Annotated in this window: 10 protein-coding genes and 1 tRNA gene; 2 read left to right on the top strand and 9 right to left on the bottom strand. The window is 49.0% G+C overall.

All coding sequences use genetic code 11. The features are described 5' to 3' along the window. Positions 1 to 134 precede the first annotated feature (134 nt). From H6F88_RS05305 to H6F88_RS05285, 5 genes are all read right to left on the bottom strand, one after another. Positions 135 to 515 (bottom strand): hypothetical protein, encoded by a 381-nt coding sequence (locus H6F88_RS05305; RefSeq protein ID WP_190641699.1) that lies wholly within the window; start codon positions 513 to 515, stop codon positions 135 to 137. Positions 516 to 865: 350 nt separating this feature from the next. Beyond that, positions 866 to 2,764, bottom strand: a complete 1,899-nt coding sequence (locus H6F88_RS05300; protein ID WP_199333458.1) for an iron uptake porin — start codon at positions 2,762 to 2,764, stop codon at positions 866 to 868. 205 nt (positions 2,765 to 2,969) lie between these two features. After that, positions 2,970 to 5,510 carry a fibro-slime domain-containing protein gene (locus H6F88_RS05295; protein ID WP_190641698.1) on the bottom strand — a complete coding sequence of 847 codons (2,541 nt, stop codon included), beginning with the start codon at positions 5,508 to 5,510 and terminating at the stop codon, positions 2,970 to 2,972. A gap of 652 nt (positions 5,511 to 6,162) precedes the next feature. Next, positions 6,163 to 6,522, bottom strand: a complete 360-nt coding sequence (locus H6F88_RS05290; protein ID WP_190641697.1) for a PadR family transcriptional regulator — start codon at positions 6,520 to 6,522, stop codon at positions 6,163 to 6,165. A gap of 482 nt (positions 6,523 to 7,004) precedes the next feature. After that, a complete protein-coding gene (locus H6F88_RS05285; RefSeq protein WP_190641696.1) occupies positions 7,005 to 7,472 on the bottom strand; it encodes a nuclear transport factor 2 family protein in 468 nt (155 codons plus the stop codon). Between the two features lie 444 nt (positions 7,473 to 7,916). On the opposite strand from H6F88_RS05285, the gene H6F88_RS05280 reads away from it, so the two are divergent. Then, positions 7,917 to 9,185, top strand: coding sequence for a glycosyltransferase (locus H6F88_RS05280; RefSeq protein ID WP_190641695.1), 1,269 nt, complete (start codon positions 7,917 to 7,919; stop codon positions 9,183 to 9,185). A 60-nt stretch (positions 9,186 to 9,245) separates the two neighbouring features. Here the strand turns inward: H6F88_RS05280 and H6F88_RS05275 are convergent. The 3 genes from H6F88_RS05275 to H6F88_RS05265 form a co-directional block, all read right to left on the bottom strand. Then, positions 9,246 to 9,332, bottom strand: a tRNA-Ser gene (locus tag H6F88_RS05275). A 168-nt stretch (positions 9,333 to 9,500) separates the two neighbouring features. Continuing rightward, positions 9,501 to 12,314 (bottom strand): preprotein translocase subunit SecA, encoded by a 2,814-nt coding sequence (gene secA, locus H6F88_RS05270; RefSeq protein WP_190641694.1) that lies wholly within the window; start codon positions 12,312 to 12,314, stop codon positions 9,501 to 9,503. Between the two features lie 121 nt (positions 12,315 to 12,435). Beyond that, a complete protein-coding gene (locus tag H6F88_RS05265) occupies positions 12,436 to 12,990 on the bottom strand; it encodes a diheme cytochrome C (RefSeq protein ID WP_190641693.1) in 555 nt (184 codons plus the stop codon). A gap of 216 nt (positions 12,991 to 13,206) precedes the next feature. On the opposite strand from H6F88_RS05265, the gene H6F88_RS05260 reads away from it, so the two are divergent. After that, positions 13,207 to 13,689, top strand: coding sequence for a GNAT family N-acetyltransferase (locus tag H6F88_RS05260; protein ID WP_190641692.1), 483 nt, complete (start codon positions 13,207 to 13,209; stop codon positions 13,687 to 13,689). 180 nt (positions 13,690 to 13,869) lie between these two features. Here H6F88_RS05260 and H6F88_RS05255 read toward each other — a convergent pair whose 3' ends face one another. Then, positions 13,870 to 15,276, bottom strand: a complete 1,407-nt coding sequence (locus H6F88_RS05255; RefSeq protein ID WP_190641691.1) for a toll/interleukin-1 receptor domain-containing protein — start codon at positions 15,274 to 15,276, stop codon at positions 13,870 to 13,872. Positions 15,277 to 15,383 lie beyond the last annotated feature (107 nt).

Genomic DNA, 15,383 nt, shown 5'->3' with positions numbered 1-15,383 from the left:
ACATCTGTTTTTCGGGTATCTGTTCAATATTTGTTTGGATATTAAAATTGTTTCGGTATCTATCTAAGATTCAACGATTGAGTTAACTATTCCAAGACTAATGCACCCTGAATTTGAACCTGAACTTAGAAAAGTTACTCCAGGAGTAGTTTGGAGCGCCAAAGTTCAGCCCGGCAGATGGTTGGGCAGTAGCGCTTGATCAACTCCTTTTGCTCATGGTTGGGGCATTTTTTGGCAGCGTCATAGCGGGCGACCGCCTCAGCAATATCGTGAGCTTCATTAATGGGTACGCCTAACTCGATCAGCTTGCGCCAGTAGACCGGCACAAGTTCTCGCACAATCAGATTAATTGCGATTCTTTTGGCATCATCAAGCGATACACCCAATATCATCAGCTTGCGCCAATCAAAGGGTAGTAGCTTTTTAACCTCAATTGACTCAACACCCTCATCGATGGGTTCAACAGTCTCGACGAGTTCTTCTTCTACGTAGGGTCGATCCAGCACGTTTATCATGGGGGCATCCTCTGGTAAGTGGTAAAGCACTCCGTCGTTATTCCTCTCATACAGATAAGAATCGCAACTTTCCGTGGTGAGCCTGGTGATTCTCAACTCACAAAAATGTGAGAATTGTGAGCTAAATGAGTGATCTTTATCACGTCTTAGTCAATTTGCTCAACGCTGGTGGGCAACCGCAGTGCGCCCTTACAGAAATTGATGTGTCACGAAACTCGTTTAAATCGGTATCAGCTTAAATCGGTATCAGGAGGGAGCGATCGCACTTTTGAGCAAGCCAAACAAAGCGCCATTTCAGCCGTAAAAGGTGTGGCTAAAATGGCGCTATCAAACTCACATTATTAGCGTGATTAGAAAGTGAAAGTGGTTCTGATGGTGCCGATGACGTAGTCGTCCAAACCGCTATTTTGGTCCGGAGCCGTAATCCAAACCAAACCAGGAGTAACGGAAATATTGTCACTGAGCTGTAGCTTGTAGAAGGCTTCAACGTGCAGTGAAGTATCGTTTTGCAAGGTCGTGTCTGTTTCAAAGCCAGCGCTGCGATAGGTGAGTCCACCATCCAGTCCACCCAGATATGGCTCTACGCCGACAAAGATGCCGCCCAGATTGCCTGGTTGAAATAGGTCAGGGAGGGCTATACCCAAGCCGTAGTACCAAATTTCACCCCCTTCAGTGCCAATCAAGGTCAAATCTGTGTAGCCCCCAAAAGCGTTAATTACTAATCGAGGACTAAGCTGAAGAGATGCTTCGATGCCGTAGGAATTCGTGATAGCAGGCACGTTGCGGTCGATATGCACCAAGTTGGCGGGAGAGGTGCCGACAAAAATTTCATCTCCAACGCCCAAATCAAAAATTGGATTGTCGGAGGAATGGTAGCCGTGAACGTAGGTTAAACCCAACTGAAAGCGATCGCTTGGGGTAAACGTAAGCTGCCCTAATGCGGCATAGTCACCATTAAACAAACCGCTACCGGGGCTGGGGGCATTAGCTGTCTCAGCCAGGTAACCTAGACTTAATACAAAAGTGTCGTCTTCATCAAAGGCAAAGTTTAAGGCTGCGCCTGCACCGCCCCCGATTCGATAGATGGGGCTTTCCTGACTGAAGGTGCTGATTGAGCCACTGCCCCCATCAAAGTCTTCAAAGAAAGGATTGACGGTGCTAAACACATAATCGCTATGGATTCCACCGGTTGCAGAGACGTAGGCGTTCACGTTTGAACTGATCGGAAAATAGTAGGCAAGCCAATCTAAAACAAAGTCGTTGTCAGTTGCTCCGCCTATTCTGGGCGTAAGGGAACCTTCTGCAGTGGCCGTCAAATCAGGCGTGCCCGGTGAAAGATCAACGGGAAGCGTTGGCTGCTGTGAGAATTGCCGCGCATTACCTGTGGCAATCCGAGTATATAGGGCATCTTCGCCCGTGAAACTGGTTACTAAATCAAGCCGAACTCGATGCTGAAAAACAGTTTGATTATTGTCACTGTCGCCAAAGTAATCAGAGACTGAAAAAATTGCTTCCCCGACCAGCTTCGTAGTGGTTGAAAACTGGTTTGCTTCTAGCTCAGCGCTTCGAGCTTCCAGGTTGTCAACGCGACCACGTAGGGTGGCTAATTCAGCGGCAAATTCGTCCTGCAATCGTATCAAGACATCCAGGTCTGCTTGAGTAGGGAGGTCTTCAACACCTGCTTGCACTAATTCGTTAATCCGATCGAGGGCGGCGTTTAGACCTGCGGCAAATTCGTAGCGGGTCAATGCCCGGTTGCCCCGAAAGGTGCCATCAGGATATCCAGCGATGACCCCGTACCTTTCTACCAAAGATTGCAAGGCTTGAAATGCCCAATCGGTCGGCTGCACGTCCGAAAGCTGAGAGACGGAGGTAATCTGCGCCATTGAGTCGTTGCCGAAGCGATCGCCCACCGGCTCCAAATTCTGCTCAACTAGATTCTGCTCAACCGGCTCTTGCTCGGCAAAATCTGGCTCAAATTCATTAACTTCAGTAGAAACGTCATCTGCGATCGCAGTTTCTGACGGCACGGGCGAAAGAACCTGTACGCTCGGAGTTACAGCAGGGATTGCAGCGGGTGTTGTGGGCTGCTCAGACTCAGAAGAGCCATTGGAGGTCAGGAGTTCAGCATCGGTGACGGGTTCAGCAGGGACGGGCATATCAGCGGCGATCGCCCCTGTCGCAGCCAACAAAATTGCTCCAACAACGCTCGACCGAATCAGCAAAGACCACAGTAATTTGAATGCCATTTGTTCAGCACCTCACAGGTAAAGGGGGTGTGGAATGGGAAATGGGAAGTGGGACGTAGAATAAGCCTTGCCCAAATCCCAAAATCCTCAATTTTTCCTCTCCCAAAGAGTCTACGGTGTATACGCTGTGTATACTCCGCAACTCAAAGGGTAATAATCGTTTGAAACGCAGTTCAGCTTTGCGTTCAGCTTCAATGACTCAGTGCTAGCTGCCTATTCTGCCTTCACGGTTCCTGTTGGAAATAGACACCTCATCCCATCTCTTCTTCTTCTTGTTTTCAGGTAAGAAGTATTTGGAACCCGGTTGGAGCGTTAGCCTGACTGTCTCAGTAGCTTCTTGAAACTGCGTATCTGCTATGGGTCTGACGACGATGTTGTCGTGCCGTTTGCCTTCAGGAATGTGTACCCAGGTGCGATTGGGGTCTAAAACGAAATCTCGTGTGCCGTCACTGCGCTCCGTCGTTCCACTAATGGCATAGTGGACTGTTACCCCTCCTGAAGGGGCCTTCTGACTCAGTCGAATCTGAAATGTGCCGTTGTCTCCAGGTTCTACAACTTGACCATTGACGATGAAGGGTTCTTCTGCGCTGTCGTCGATCGCTTCGATCTCTGCCAACATCCGAGATGAAATGGTTCGATCTTTGATTCGCACAGTATCGGCATATTCCCTACCGAGGTCATAACCTGTGCTGCGCAACAGGGTCATGATCACATACTCGTATCCCTCGCTACCGAGGCGATCGGCAAGGGGTACGACTGTAATTCTGACTCTGTCTTTGCCAGGAGCAATCGCCAAGGTATTCTCCGCAATCAGGTTGCCCGATTCATCTTTCAGCACATAGTCGCTGCCCCGACGAGCATCACCCGATAACCTGAATCTTACTGTCAGTCCTGAATGGGCAACTGCCGACCGAACGCTAATTAGGAATGCGCCTACCTGTTGCGGAGTAGCAGCCTGACCTGGAGCAGGTTCTTCCGCTTCATCATCAATCGCCCGCAGCGTGACGATGGGTTTTGAAGGGGCAACATAATCTTTGATCACGACCTCATCCCTCAAAGGTCTGCCGCGCTGGTAAGCAGGGTCATTATTGAGTGTGAGAATGACCGTTTCGTCAGGCTCTCGAACGGGTCGGTTGCGTTGATTGCGATCGCCAACTGGCACTACCGCAATCCTGACTTCGCTTTGCCCTGCTGGGATAATGACGCTATTGGCTGCCAGCCAATCCTGAAGCGCCCCATTAGCAGCCTTAAGCCTTAAACGATAATCCGTGTTCAGAGTTGCTGTCCCTTCGGGTGGGCGAAACTTGACCGTCAGAGGTCTTCGCAAATTTTGTCCGACCCGCCTAATAGTAAATTCGCCCATATCTTCAGGTAGGGCGGCTTGTCCGGGGGCTGGCTCTTTTGCTTCAGGAATCGTCGCCCGGATCGTTACCACGGGTAGCGGCGGCACAAAATCAATGATCTTGATCTCAGCTTCTGTTTTGTCAGCCAAATCATAATCTAGCCCATCAATCAGCGTCAGAATTACGCTTTCTTGTTCTTCGGTAAATTCATCGCTGAAGGGTACGACTGCAATCTTGACCTCTTTTTGCCCCGCTGGAATTGTGACGCTGTTCGTTAACCAATCGCCTTGGGGATTACCGTTTGCGTCTTTCAGCTTCAGGCGATAGTCATTGTTTTGAGCACCTGCACCGATGGTGGCTTGTCCGCCAGTTTGAAAATTGACAACGAGGGGTTTGTTAGAAGTTTTGTCTCCGGTCAGCCTGACGGTAAATTCGCCCATTTGAGCAGGAACCGCAACCTGTCCTGGTGCAGGCTCCTGAGCATCTTTACCGGCCTCGATCTCAACCTTGGGATCAAATGGAATCGAGGTCGTAATTCTAAATCTAGCTCCGGACGTGTGACGCTCTGCGTAAAACAGGTCAAAAGAATATTCTTTGCCAAACTCCAGGAGAGGCTTAGTGCCATTGGGATCAATTTCATCCTGATCGTTCAGCTTTAAATCGCCCAGACGCACTCGTCCATCTAGCGAGCTATGAACGCCGCCCAGATCAATCACCAGTTTGCCTGCAATAAATACCCACAGGTCATCGTCGCCTCGGAACTCAAAAGTCCAGTTTTCGGCTCCTGGTTTGTAGGCAAAGGTGTGGTGTAGCTCAAGCGTAAAGTGATAGGTATGGGGCAACAGTTTGTTTTGGCGATCGCGCCACTCAGTCTGTCCACCCCGGGCATCCGCAAATATTGTTCTTAGAGACGTGCTACCTGAGGCGGTGGGAATGCGTCGCCACTCAAAGCCCTCTGTGTTCAGCCACGTAACCTGAGGTTGTCCCTGATCCGTTCTAACAAAAAGGTTTTCCTCATCCAGCGGGAAAAAAGCTTCAGAACTGTATTCAAAAACACCAGGTTGCCCAGCTTTCTCCGCTAGGGGCAAGATAATTTTTTGTTCACTGTTGCCATAGCTGGTATCCGTGACTCCGTAGGTAGTAAACCACTGATTGAAGCTTGCTTCGCTGCTGACTGTACCTTGAGACTGCCCAGAATATTGAGGCTTAAACAAGCCATCCTCTTCGTTTTTGCGTAACGTTGATTTGACAATGCCTTTAACTGCACCAGTCGTACGCGCATTCTCAAACTCAAAATCTGGGTGTCCACCTGGAATGTTGACATAATCAGCCGTACCACCAGGAGTCATTCCACGTCGGGGCACGAACTTACGGACAATTGCTTCTAACTTTTGTTCTGTCATTAGGGGGGCACCTCTGCTAAGAACATTTGCTTAGACTTACACCACAACTCGCACTCGTAGAATTGCGGAAAAGGATGGATGTAATCTTTGCAATAGGACAGCTAATGTATTCCTAAGGGGATGAGGAATATCAGTAAAATTCCTGGAATTTGAAGAATTTTAGACTTTCTACAGAATGCATTCCAGAACAACATTCTCCAGATAAAAGGGGTTGTTGTCTGTAGCAATTGCTGAAGGGCTCAGCAGAGATACTGAACCAAAGGCGATCTTTAGAGCTATCGTCTAACTGGAAGTACTTGGGACTGGGCAAGCGTTGATCTGTCCCTACAGGAATAAAAACTGATAGAAAATCTCCTGATGTTAGAGGGACTAAGACGAATACCTAGACAAGCAGGATAAGCTGCTGAAATCAGAACTTTTTGTTGAAGAAGCTCTAGATTTGCAGATCGATAAAAGTAGTAGTGACTATAGGGAAATTTTCCCTAACAATCAAGTTTTTATATACAAAGCTTTCTAATGAAAAAGTCGCTTGTAAGGGCTTTGAACGGCAAAGCCCTCACAAAAGCGAACGGGTAGCTCTTAGGTATAAGGGGCGATCGCACCATACGTTTCGTCCGTTGTGGTAGAAGTTTGCCTCAATCCAGTGGTTTTGCTACCGCTGAAGGCTTGGCGTTTTCCCCAGAGCATAGTCGCGCCAGAGACGAGCCAACTCTTGAGCTTGGTGCGTCCAATCGGGATGAACCTGATACATGCGGCGGGGTCGTCCCCGTCCTTCAACTTTTTTCCAATAGCCTGTAATTGCAGCCTTGTCTTCCAAAAACTTCAAAGCGCTATACAAGACGGTATCAGAAAGGCGATAGACAGGATATTCAGTTTCTAGCAGTTGAATCAGTTCAGTGCCGTAAGAATCCTGTCGCAGTAAAACGGCCAATACATAGCAAACCGCCAGTTCTTTATTGAGATAAAACGGAGGTGGATTGCGGAAAAACTGATAGATATCTTCAAACGTCATATGGCTCATCCAGACCCATGATCAATCAATCAGGAACAAGCAATTACTTCACGCACAGTAAGAGACGAGTGGGGGCCATTCATTACCGCGTTCCACAGCATAAAATCTGGGAAACAATGAAGTTTTTAGAAGGTAAAACTAACTGCCTGCGAGTTAACCTCGTCGTGTAAAACCCTCCTAAATGGTTTAGGAAACAGACCTTAGCTTTCTAACATGAAATAGATGCACAGCTTACTTACAAACAATTCAGTACTCATCCAACGACTCAAATAGAGCAACCTAAACAGAACTTTGAAAAAATCTTCAGAGGTTTTTTCCAAGTCAGTTTCAAGTGCTGAGTGGGCATGATAGTACAGGTTGATTCGTGGCAGAGTTAGCGTGTTTTGAAATGGAGCTTAAGTGAGATTAACTTCTGCTCAAGGTAGATGAGTTTGCTGAACGCTACAGACAATTCTAGTCACATGATCAGGCGTTCGTCTGCCCTATTGAGCCTTCGTTTGCCAGACTTCATAAAGAATTTTTCCTTGCTCATCAATTCGAACTTCGTAGAAAAGATGAAGTTGTTGATTAGAGCTTGCATTTGACTTGGAAATAACCACAATTTCTGCTTTAACGGTGCGATCGCTACTGTTCTGTTCAACAATACGACTGCTTTCAATTTGATATTTCTTAAAAAAGGTCTGCCAGTTCTGATAAATTTGGCTCCCCTGATACCTTCCTCTTAGTGAACCGTGAGTCCATAACAGGACAGCATCCTGGCTATATTGCTGGACAGTTCTATCAGCATTTCGAGAGGCGATCGCATCCCAGTGATTTTGAACAATGGTGAGTGGATCTGCCAGGACTGACCGTTGGTAAACAGTTAAACTGCCAACCAAGGCGATCGCACAAGTTCCGCAGGTCAGATGCCAGATGAGGACAGAGTTTCGAAGTAATTTAAGTAGCTTCATAGGTCCGCCTTCAACTTTTTCCCCTAAGCATAAACACTCATGACGATTAATTTCATCAAAAGTTCTCAATCACGATTAGCAGGTCAGTATTATCAAGTAAATGTGAAGTAAGGTCGCTGGTTCAAGTATGAAGCTTCAGTGAAGAAAAACTGACAATCCATACTATATAGCGATGCTTAGACAGCCCTTCAGCTCATTAGTCACAACTCTGGACTAATCAGTCACCCTACAGTACCTCGATACTCTCTAATGCTTAGTTCTCAATTAAGAAGAGGTTTTTACCTTAGCAGTTCAAGTGATTAGAGTGGCTTGCCTTGTAAGGCAATTCTCAGCTTTCCTAAATCAGACCGGAGTAAAAAGCTTATTTAGGCAGCATTCTATCTATCTGAATATTAGTGAAACCTGCTATAAAACTTTCACAAAGAAAAATTAAGAGATACAAGCATGACTCATTTCGGCATTCTTTGCCTGGGTGGAACGGGACACTTGAATACGCTACTGCCATTAGGGTATGAGCTTCAGCGGCGGGGGCACCAAGTTACTGTTCTGAGTGATGCTCGTGCAGAAGCAAAAGCAAGAGAGGCAGGTCTTGGCTTTGAGGCGATCGCTTACACAGGAGTCGATCCAAAACGGGCAGAGTTGACAGGACTGCAGGCACTCTGGCGCGGCATCAGTTTTTTCAAAATAAGAGTAGCTACCAGTCTGCGAGAAGCTCCCAGGGCAATCCGCAAAGCAGGGATTGAGGCTTTACTTATAGACATGTCTGCCTTTGAAGGAGGAACCATCGCTGAGCATTTGAATTTGCCTTTCATCACCATCTGTAGCGCTTTGGTACTCTACCAAGATAGCTACGTTCCACCTGCCTTAACAGACTGGACTTTTAACCCTCGCTGGTGGGCGCGGCTTCGCAATCAGATTACTTACGGGTTGCTTCTGCTAATCAGTCGTCCTGTCATATCAGTCATAGCGCGCTATCGGAAATTGTGGAACTTGCCCGCCTACTCAAGCTACAACGACTGCTTTTCCAAACTGGCAATCATCAGCCAGCATGTCCCTGAGTTGGAATATCCTTACCGCAAATTACCTTCCTATTTCTATTTCACGGGTCCGTTCCATAACTCTACAGGTCGTCCTAGAACGGACTTTCCCTTTGAGAAGTTAAGCAATCTGCGTCTCATCTACATCTCACTAGGCACTTCACGCAACCAAATTAAACACTTGTTTCAAGCCATTGCAGAAGCCTGTGTCGATTTAGAAGCTCAGGTTGTCATTTCTTTGGGAGGAGGGCTGGAGCCAGAAGCATTACCGAAACTACCAGGCAACCCAATCGTGGTTAAATACGCCCCACAGTTGAAATTGCTAGAGCGGGCTTCCCTCTGTGTCACTCATGCTGGACTAAACACAACGCTAGAAGCGTTGAGCAATGCAGTGCCTCTGGTTGCCATTCCATTAGCCGACGATCAGCTAGGCGTTGCGGCACGGCTTGCCTGGGTCGGAGTGGGGGAATTTTTGCCCTTATCTAGTGCCAACGTCGTCAGGTTGCGACAGGTCATTCGACGGGTGCTGATGAACGAGTCTTACAGACGAAATGCGGTCCGCTTACAGAGAGCCATTCGCCATGCGGGTGGGGTTCAATATGCAGCAGATGTAATTGAGAATAAGGTCGAAAGCTGTCGCACCGAGCAGCAGGTTCAATCTATTACATCATTGTGAGGAAACGGTTCAACGGTCAGCTAGAAACAAGCTAGCTGGAAAGTGAATATCGCTATGAAACGGAGAGAGAGGGATTCGAACCCTCGTTGAACTTTCGCCCAAACAGCATTTCCAGTGCTGCGCCTTCAACCGCTCGGCCATCTCTCCTGGAGATCGACTGCAACTCAATTAGAGCCACAGAATCGCTATATTAGCAGAATTTCGTTCACTCTGGGAGGGGTAAATTTTAATTCTGCAGTGTTTTTTGCCGTCTCGATTGAAATCTTGCTGGGACCCTGAGGATTGGAACCAGGGTTTCCCAGCAAAATCAATCGCTTAGACTACCTCAGAGGGCTTCTGAGGAGCTGCTGGAACTTGTGGCTGGAACTGGAAGAGCGAGTAGACGACGTTTCGCCGAATGTCGGTCATCATGTCCAGGAACAGTTCGTAGCCTTCACTCTTGTACTCGATCAGCGGGTCTTGCTGACCGTAGCCACGCAAACCTACCGACTCTCTCAGTCCATCCATGCGCTGCAGGTGCTCACGCCAAAGGGTGTCGATTTGTTGCAGGATGAAGAATCGTTCTGCCTGACGCATTAGCCCTGGCTGAATTTGATCGACCTGTGCCTCTTTGAGGTCATAGGCGATACGTACTTGCTCATGCAGGAAGGTTTTGACTTCACCAACGGTCAAGTCTTCTAGCTGGTCAGGCTCCATATCTGAGAGCAAATGCACAAACTCTTTGACTTTGCTGACGAGCTTGTCGAGTTCCCATTCCTCGGGTGGCAGGTCGGGGTTGATGTACGCTTCGACGATGTCGTCCATTGTCTTCTCAGCGTATTTAATCACCTGCTCTTTCAGGTCTTGCCCCTCTAGGACACGGCGACGCTCGGCGTAGATGGCGCGGCGCTGATTGTTCATCACCTCGTCATACTCAAACACCTGCTTGCGGATGTCGTAGTAGTAGGTCTCAACCTTTTTCTGTGCGCCTTCTAGGGCACGGGTGAGCATTCCTGACTCGATGGGCATGTCTTCTTCAACTCGAAAGGCTTGCATGAAGCCTGCGACGCGATCGCCCCCAAAAATTCTCAGCAAATTGTCTTGCAGGCTTAGGAAGAACTTAGTAGAACCGGGGTCGCCTTGCCGTCCTGCCCGACCGCGCAACTGGTTGTCAATCCGGCGCGATTCGTGACGCTCAGTGCCGATGACGTGCAGTCCGTCCAGTTGCACCACTTCTTCGTGTTCTGCTTCGGTGAACTGTTCGTATTCGTTCAGAATCAGGTTGTAGACCTGACGCAGGCGCATGATGACCGGATCGTTTACCGGTGCTTTTTCGGCAGCGGTGGCAACTTTGTCTTCGGCTTCGAGTTCAGGGAGCGATCGCTCTCCATACTGCTGCACGGCAAAGTCAACTGCTTCTCGCAGTAGGCGCTCGGTGTCTGGAGACAGCTCCGTTGGAAAAATTTGAGGGGAGGCTTTCCAGGTTTTAACTTTACCCTCACCAGGTGTAAAGCCCTTGCCACCACCACGATTGCCTTTGCCCATGGGTCCACGAGCAACCGCAAAGCTGTTTTCATCCTCTGGCTGAACGACGCGAGGCATGAAGTATTCCCGCACCTTGAGTCGCGCCATATAGTCGGCGTTACCACCCAGGATGATGTCGGTTCCCCGTCCTGCCATGTTGGTGGCGATCGTGACGGCTCCTTTGCGCCCTGCCTGAGCGATGATTTCAGATTCTCGCTCGACGTTTTCTGGCTTAGCGTTGAGTAGATTGTGGGGGATTTCCCGCTCACTCAGCAGACGAGACAGCACTTCTGATTTCTCTACGCTGGTTGTGCCAACCAGGACAGGACGACCGACTTTGTGCATATCGGCGCACTCCTCGGCGATCGCCTTCCACTTAGCTTCTTCTGTTTTGTAGACTACATCCGACACATCCCGCCGTTTGGTCGTGCGGTTAGTTGGAACAATGGTTACTTCTAGATTGTAGATTTTCTCAAATTCTGCCTCTTCAGTCTTGGCAGTACCCGTCATCCCAGCCAACTTGGGATAGAGCAAGAAGAAGTTTTGGTAGGTAATCGTTGCCAAAGTTTGGGTTTCCGGCTGAATCTCCACCCTTTCCTTGGCTTCAATTGCCTGGTGTAGTCCATCACTCCAGCGACGACCGGGCATTACTCGTCCGGTAAACTCGTCTACAATCACGATTTCGTCATTGCGGACAATATAATTTACGTCCTTAATGAACAGTTCCTTTGCTTTGATAGCGTTGAAGATATAGTGCGCCCACGGGTCTTGCGGGTCGAACAAATCTTTCACTCCCAAAAGCTGCTCTGCCTCAATGTAGCCTTCGTCTGCCAACAGCACGTTGCGCGCTTTTTCGTCTACCTCATAATGCTCTTCAGCACCATCTTTTTCGCCTCGGCGCAACGCATTCGCGACTTGTGCAGCTTTGACATACTTTTCGCTGGGACGCTCTACCTGCCCTGAGATGATCAGCGGTGTCCGAGCTTCGTCGATCAGCACGGAGTCAACTTCGTCGATGACGCAGTAGTTAAAGGGTCGCTGCACTACGTCCTGCATGGAGGAAGCCATGTTATCGCGCAGGTAGTCAAAGCCCAACTCGCTGTTGGTGCCGTAGGTAATATCGCAGTCGTAATTCTTCTTGCGCTCAGCCGGATTCATCCCCTGCTGAATCAACCCCACGCTTAGTCCCAAAAAGCGGTGGACTTGACCCATCCATTCTGCGTCTCGTCTTGCCAAGTAGTCGTTTACCGTGACGACGTGAACGCCTTTGCCTTCAAGCGCGTTGAGATAGGCAGGCAACGTAGACACCAGGGTTTTACCTTCCCCAGTCTTCATCTCGGCGATCTGTCCATCGTGCAGCACCATGCCGCCGATAAGCTGGACATCAAAGTGCCGCATTCCCAAGACGCGCCTTGCGGCTTCGCGCACGACTGCAAATGCCTCTGGCAAAATGGCATCGAGTGACTCGCCTTTTTCCAGGCGTTGCCTAAATTCTGTGGTCTTTCCGGTCAGCGCTTCGTCTGACAGGGGTTTGATCTCTTCCTCAAGTAGATTAATTTCTACAACGTCGGGCTTATATTTTTTTAATTTACGTGAGTTGGGATCACCCAGCAGATTTTTCAACATAGTAAGGAGGACGTTATAGACAGGCCATCATTTTCCTAATCCTATCATTTGGAACAGAGGCTAGGGGCGGAAGAGGTGCTAGGGGTTAGGAGCTAGATGCGGAGTACCCATTCTGTCCTCTTTACGGTGCGTCTTCCCACTCTGGGGATAAGCTGCGGAAATTAAACTGCTCTGCACTGGGATGGCAGCTGATGCAGCTTCCTAAACGGGTAGGTTGAAGTAATTCGACTCTGGGGTGGAGGGCTTTAAAGTAGCGGGATTCTTCGATGCGGAAGGGAATCTGCTCGCCTTCGGCTTCAGGACGCGAGTACTGCCCCAGGTAGTCCCACACGAGCAGACGGGGTGGATCGACAAGCAGCGGTAGCTGGATTCCGTAGTGTTCCGGGTCTTGCAAGATTTGTCGCCAGCTTTCGGTGGGCATGATTCCTGGTGGTACACCGATATGACAGGTGGCGCAATTCTCTAGGTAAAGATCCTGTCCTAGTTCGTAGCGTGGCGCTATGACATCAATGGTGCCTGGGGTGGTTTCTGTGGCTTGTGCCAGCCCCCAACCTAAAACGAGGCTCCACAGCAGGAGCATCAGGAACAGGATGATTGGCGATCGCCGCTGCCTAATCCGGCGCGGCTTAACTACTGTGGGATGAGTGTGACGGAACAGCTTCAAAGAATTGAACATACCTAACTCGTTTGCAATCTAGATTTTGTCATGAATTCCATACGTAGGTATCCCCATCCTGACCTGATTTAAAAAATTAGGATTATCCTGGGTTCTTGGGACTTATTAAAACTAAACAGTCCACCTACATACATCTACATTTCTCTACCAGACGGTCAACGTCAGTACGAATGTTGCTCGTCTAGCCTAGACAATAAAAGAAGGGGATTGACCGCGATGGATTGCCGCCACGTTCAATTTTGTGTTCACGAAGGGGCTTTGCAGGGAAATTGCCCTGCTGAAATTGACCTTGATCAACTCCGAGCATTGTTTGAAGCTGCGGCTTTCTGGGCACGCGATCGCCGTTTAGAAGATTGGGAATTGGCGATCGCCAACAGCAAACCCGTTGTGACGGTCTGGGATAACGGTAGGCTAATTGGGTTTGCCCGCGCTACCTCCGATGGCATTTATCGAGCAACAATCTGGGATGTTGTCGTTCACCCTGACTATCAGGGCGCAGGATTGGGACGTAAGCTGGTTGAAACCGTTCTGATGCACCCTCATGTGAATCGGGTTGAGCGAGTATACCTGATGACCACGCATCAACAGAAATTTTACGAGCGTATCGGCTTCGAGGAAAATACGACCACCACAATGGTGCTGTACAACCAACCCGTTTCTCAAGACGGTTTGCCCCTCACTGCTGAAGTATCTCAGTAACACCGCTTTAGGAAAAATGGACTTACAAATCAAGAGTGACATTTCGTCGGGGTGTTGCTCTTATTTGTAGCTCCAATTTCTGAGTTGGCATAAGCTAAAACCATAGCTCTAGCCGGAGGTCGCTGCAAGGCGATCGCCTATTTTCTTCTGATTGTGTAAATTCTTGAGCTAAGCCGATGGTTACTCGGTTTGGTTTTTCTGAGATGGGGCTGCTTTTAATGCAAAGGAATCTGTGGGGAGACGGGTGGCTCGCAGAATGATCAGGCTGAGAATGAAGAGCCAGATGAAGACGATGACGTAGGCGGTGAGCAACGCATTTCGGACTCGCTGCTCGATTCGGCGAACGTAGTCTGCGCGAAGGTCAACCCTTAGTCCACCAACGACTTGTCCAGCAGAGTTTTGGATTGGTCCACAAATCGAGAGCCAGCTACCAAATTCGTCGGTGTAAATGGAGCGGGTAAGGGTTGGCTCGATTAGCCCTGCGGCTAACCAATATTGAGAAGCAGAATCAACGGTGTAGGGCTGACGATATTGAGTTGCGCTGACTGACTGACTGGCGGTGTCACGGGCAGGATCTCTAAAAGAGTCGCCCACCCAAATAATCTCATTAGAATTAGGATTTCCAGTTGGCGCATAGGTGCGTGGGAAGGCGTTGGGAAGAGCTGTGTTTACTTTTACAAGCCAGTCTTGATGGTTTTGGTAAAACTCCTCACTGGTTGAACTGGGGGGGGAGTAGGCGATCGCCTCAAACTCGTCTCCGTTAATTCCTACCAGTCCCACATTCAGCGCATCCTGCAATTGTCGCTCGACCCATCGTCTAGCCCAACTCGAAGCTGAGCTGTAAAGCCAGAAACAGGCTCCTGTCACCAGCAGCATATTAACTAGAACCGTCGCTAATACGACCGTCCGTTTTGCTTTTTGTCTTGCCTTAAGAACTAGTGCCTCAGCTTCGTTACTGCTGTTAATGTACTGAGTTTGCAGTGGGGTGGGTTTGGGATCTTTGTTTAACCCCTGCATGAGCCACTGCTCTGCTTCTTGCAAGTCATGACCGCGCAGCAAATAGCTACTGTTTTGGGCTTTAGACTGCCATTCGAGTGCCCGCATCAACAGCCGAGTGTGGGCACGAAGGTGAACCAGATCCGTATCCATTGCCTGGATCAGTTCTTGCAAGGCGGGGTTAAAGTCGTCTGTTTCGCGGAAGAAGAGCCAGTTGTGGCTGGCGATCGCCGGATGCAGCAGCTTTGGGTCAAACCCTTCCCGCCAGACAATCGGCAAAAACCGCTTGTTGCACTCCGCCGCATAAGTCACCTCATCCCGACAGACAGCCGAAGCGACGGAATCTGGACTGATTACAAAAATGAAGGTGTTGGCTGATTCGATTCCCCGCTGGATTGCCTTCCACCACTCTTCGCCTTTGTAAATGTCCTCCCAATCGACCCAAGGGGCACGGTTAAGACTTCTGAGTGCAGCGTCTAATTTTTCGACAAACGCTTTATCTCGACGTGAGTAGGAGATAAACACATCGTTTTGAGGTTTGATTTGGCGCAGATTGGCTTGCGCGGCAGTGGAAGGTGTACTGGTGGACATCGTTGCACCCCTGATGAGGGTTTTAGCAGCAAGAACTTTTATTCTTTATGCTTCATCCTGCAGACTATAGCACCCCCCGATCTGGCGATAGATGTAAACAGTTTTAC

The sequence above is a fragment of the Oculatella sp. FACHB-28 genome (genome assembly GCF_014696015.1).
Classification (GTDB): domain Bacteria; phylum Cyanobacteriota; class Cyanobacteriia; order Elainellales; family Elainellaceae; genus JAAUTN01.
The sequence above is the reverse complement of the archived record's forward strand: the minus strand, read 5'-3'. Positions and strand labels throughout refer to the sequence as shown.

Coding starts and splice junctions, on each gene's coding strand:
- secA (WP_190641694.1), bottom strand. CDS start 12,314: ATGTTGAAAAATCTGCTGGGTGATCCCAACTCACGTAAATTAAAAAAA.
- H6F88_RS05290 (WP_190641697.1), bottom strand. CDS start 6,522: ATGACGTTTGAAGATATCTATCAGTTTTTCCGCAATCCACCTCCGTTT.
- H6F88_RS05260 (WP_190641692.1), top strand. CDS start 13,207: ATGGATTGCCGCCACGTTCAATTTTGTGTTCACGAAGGGGCTTTGCAG.
- H6F88_RS05265 (WP_190641693.1), bottom strand. CDS start 12,990: ATGTTCAATTCTTTGAAGCTGTTCCGTCACACTCATCCCACAGTAGTT.
- H6F88_RS05280 (WP_190641695.1), top strand. CDS start 7,917: ATGACTCATTTCGGCATTCTTTGCCTGGGTGGAACGGGACACTTGAAT.
- H6F88_RS05295 (WP_190641698.1), bottom strand. CDS start 5,510: ATGACAGAACAAAAGTTAGAAGCAATTGTCCGTAAGTTCGTGCCCCGA.
- H6F88_RS05300 (WP_199333458.1), bottom strand. CDS start 2,764: ATGGCATTCAAATTACTGTGGTCTTTGCTGATTCGGTCGAGCGTTGTT.
- H6F88_RS05255 (WP_190641691.1), bottom strand. CDS start 15,276: ATGTCCACCAGTACACCTTCCACTGCCGCGCAAGCCAATCTGCGCCAA.
- H6F88_RS05285 (WP_190641696.1), bottom strand. CDS start 7,472: ATGAAGCTACTTAAATTACTTCGAAACTCTGTCCTCATCTGGCATCTG.
- H6F88_RS05305 (WP_190641699.1), bottom strand. CDS start 515: ATGATAAACGTGCTGGATCGACCCTACGTAGAAGAAGAACTCGTCGAG.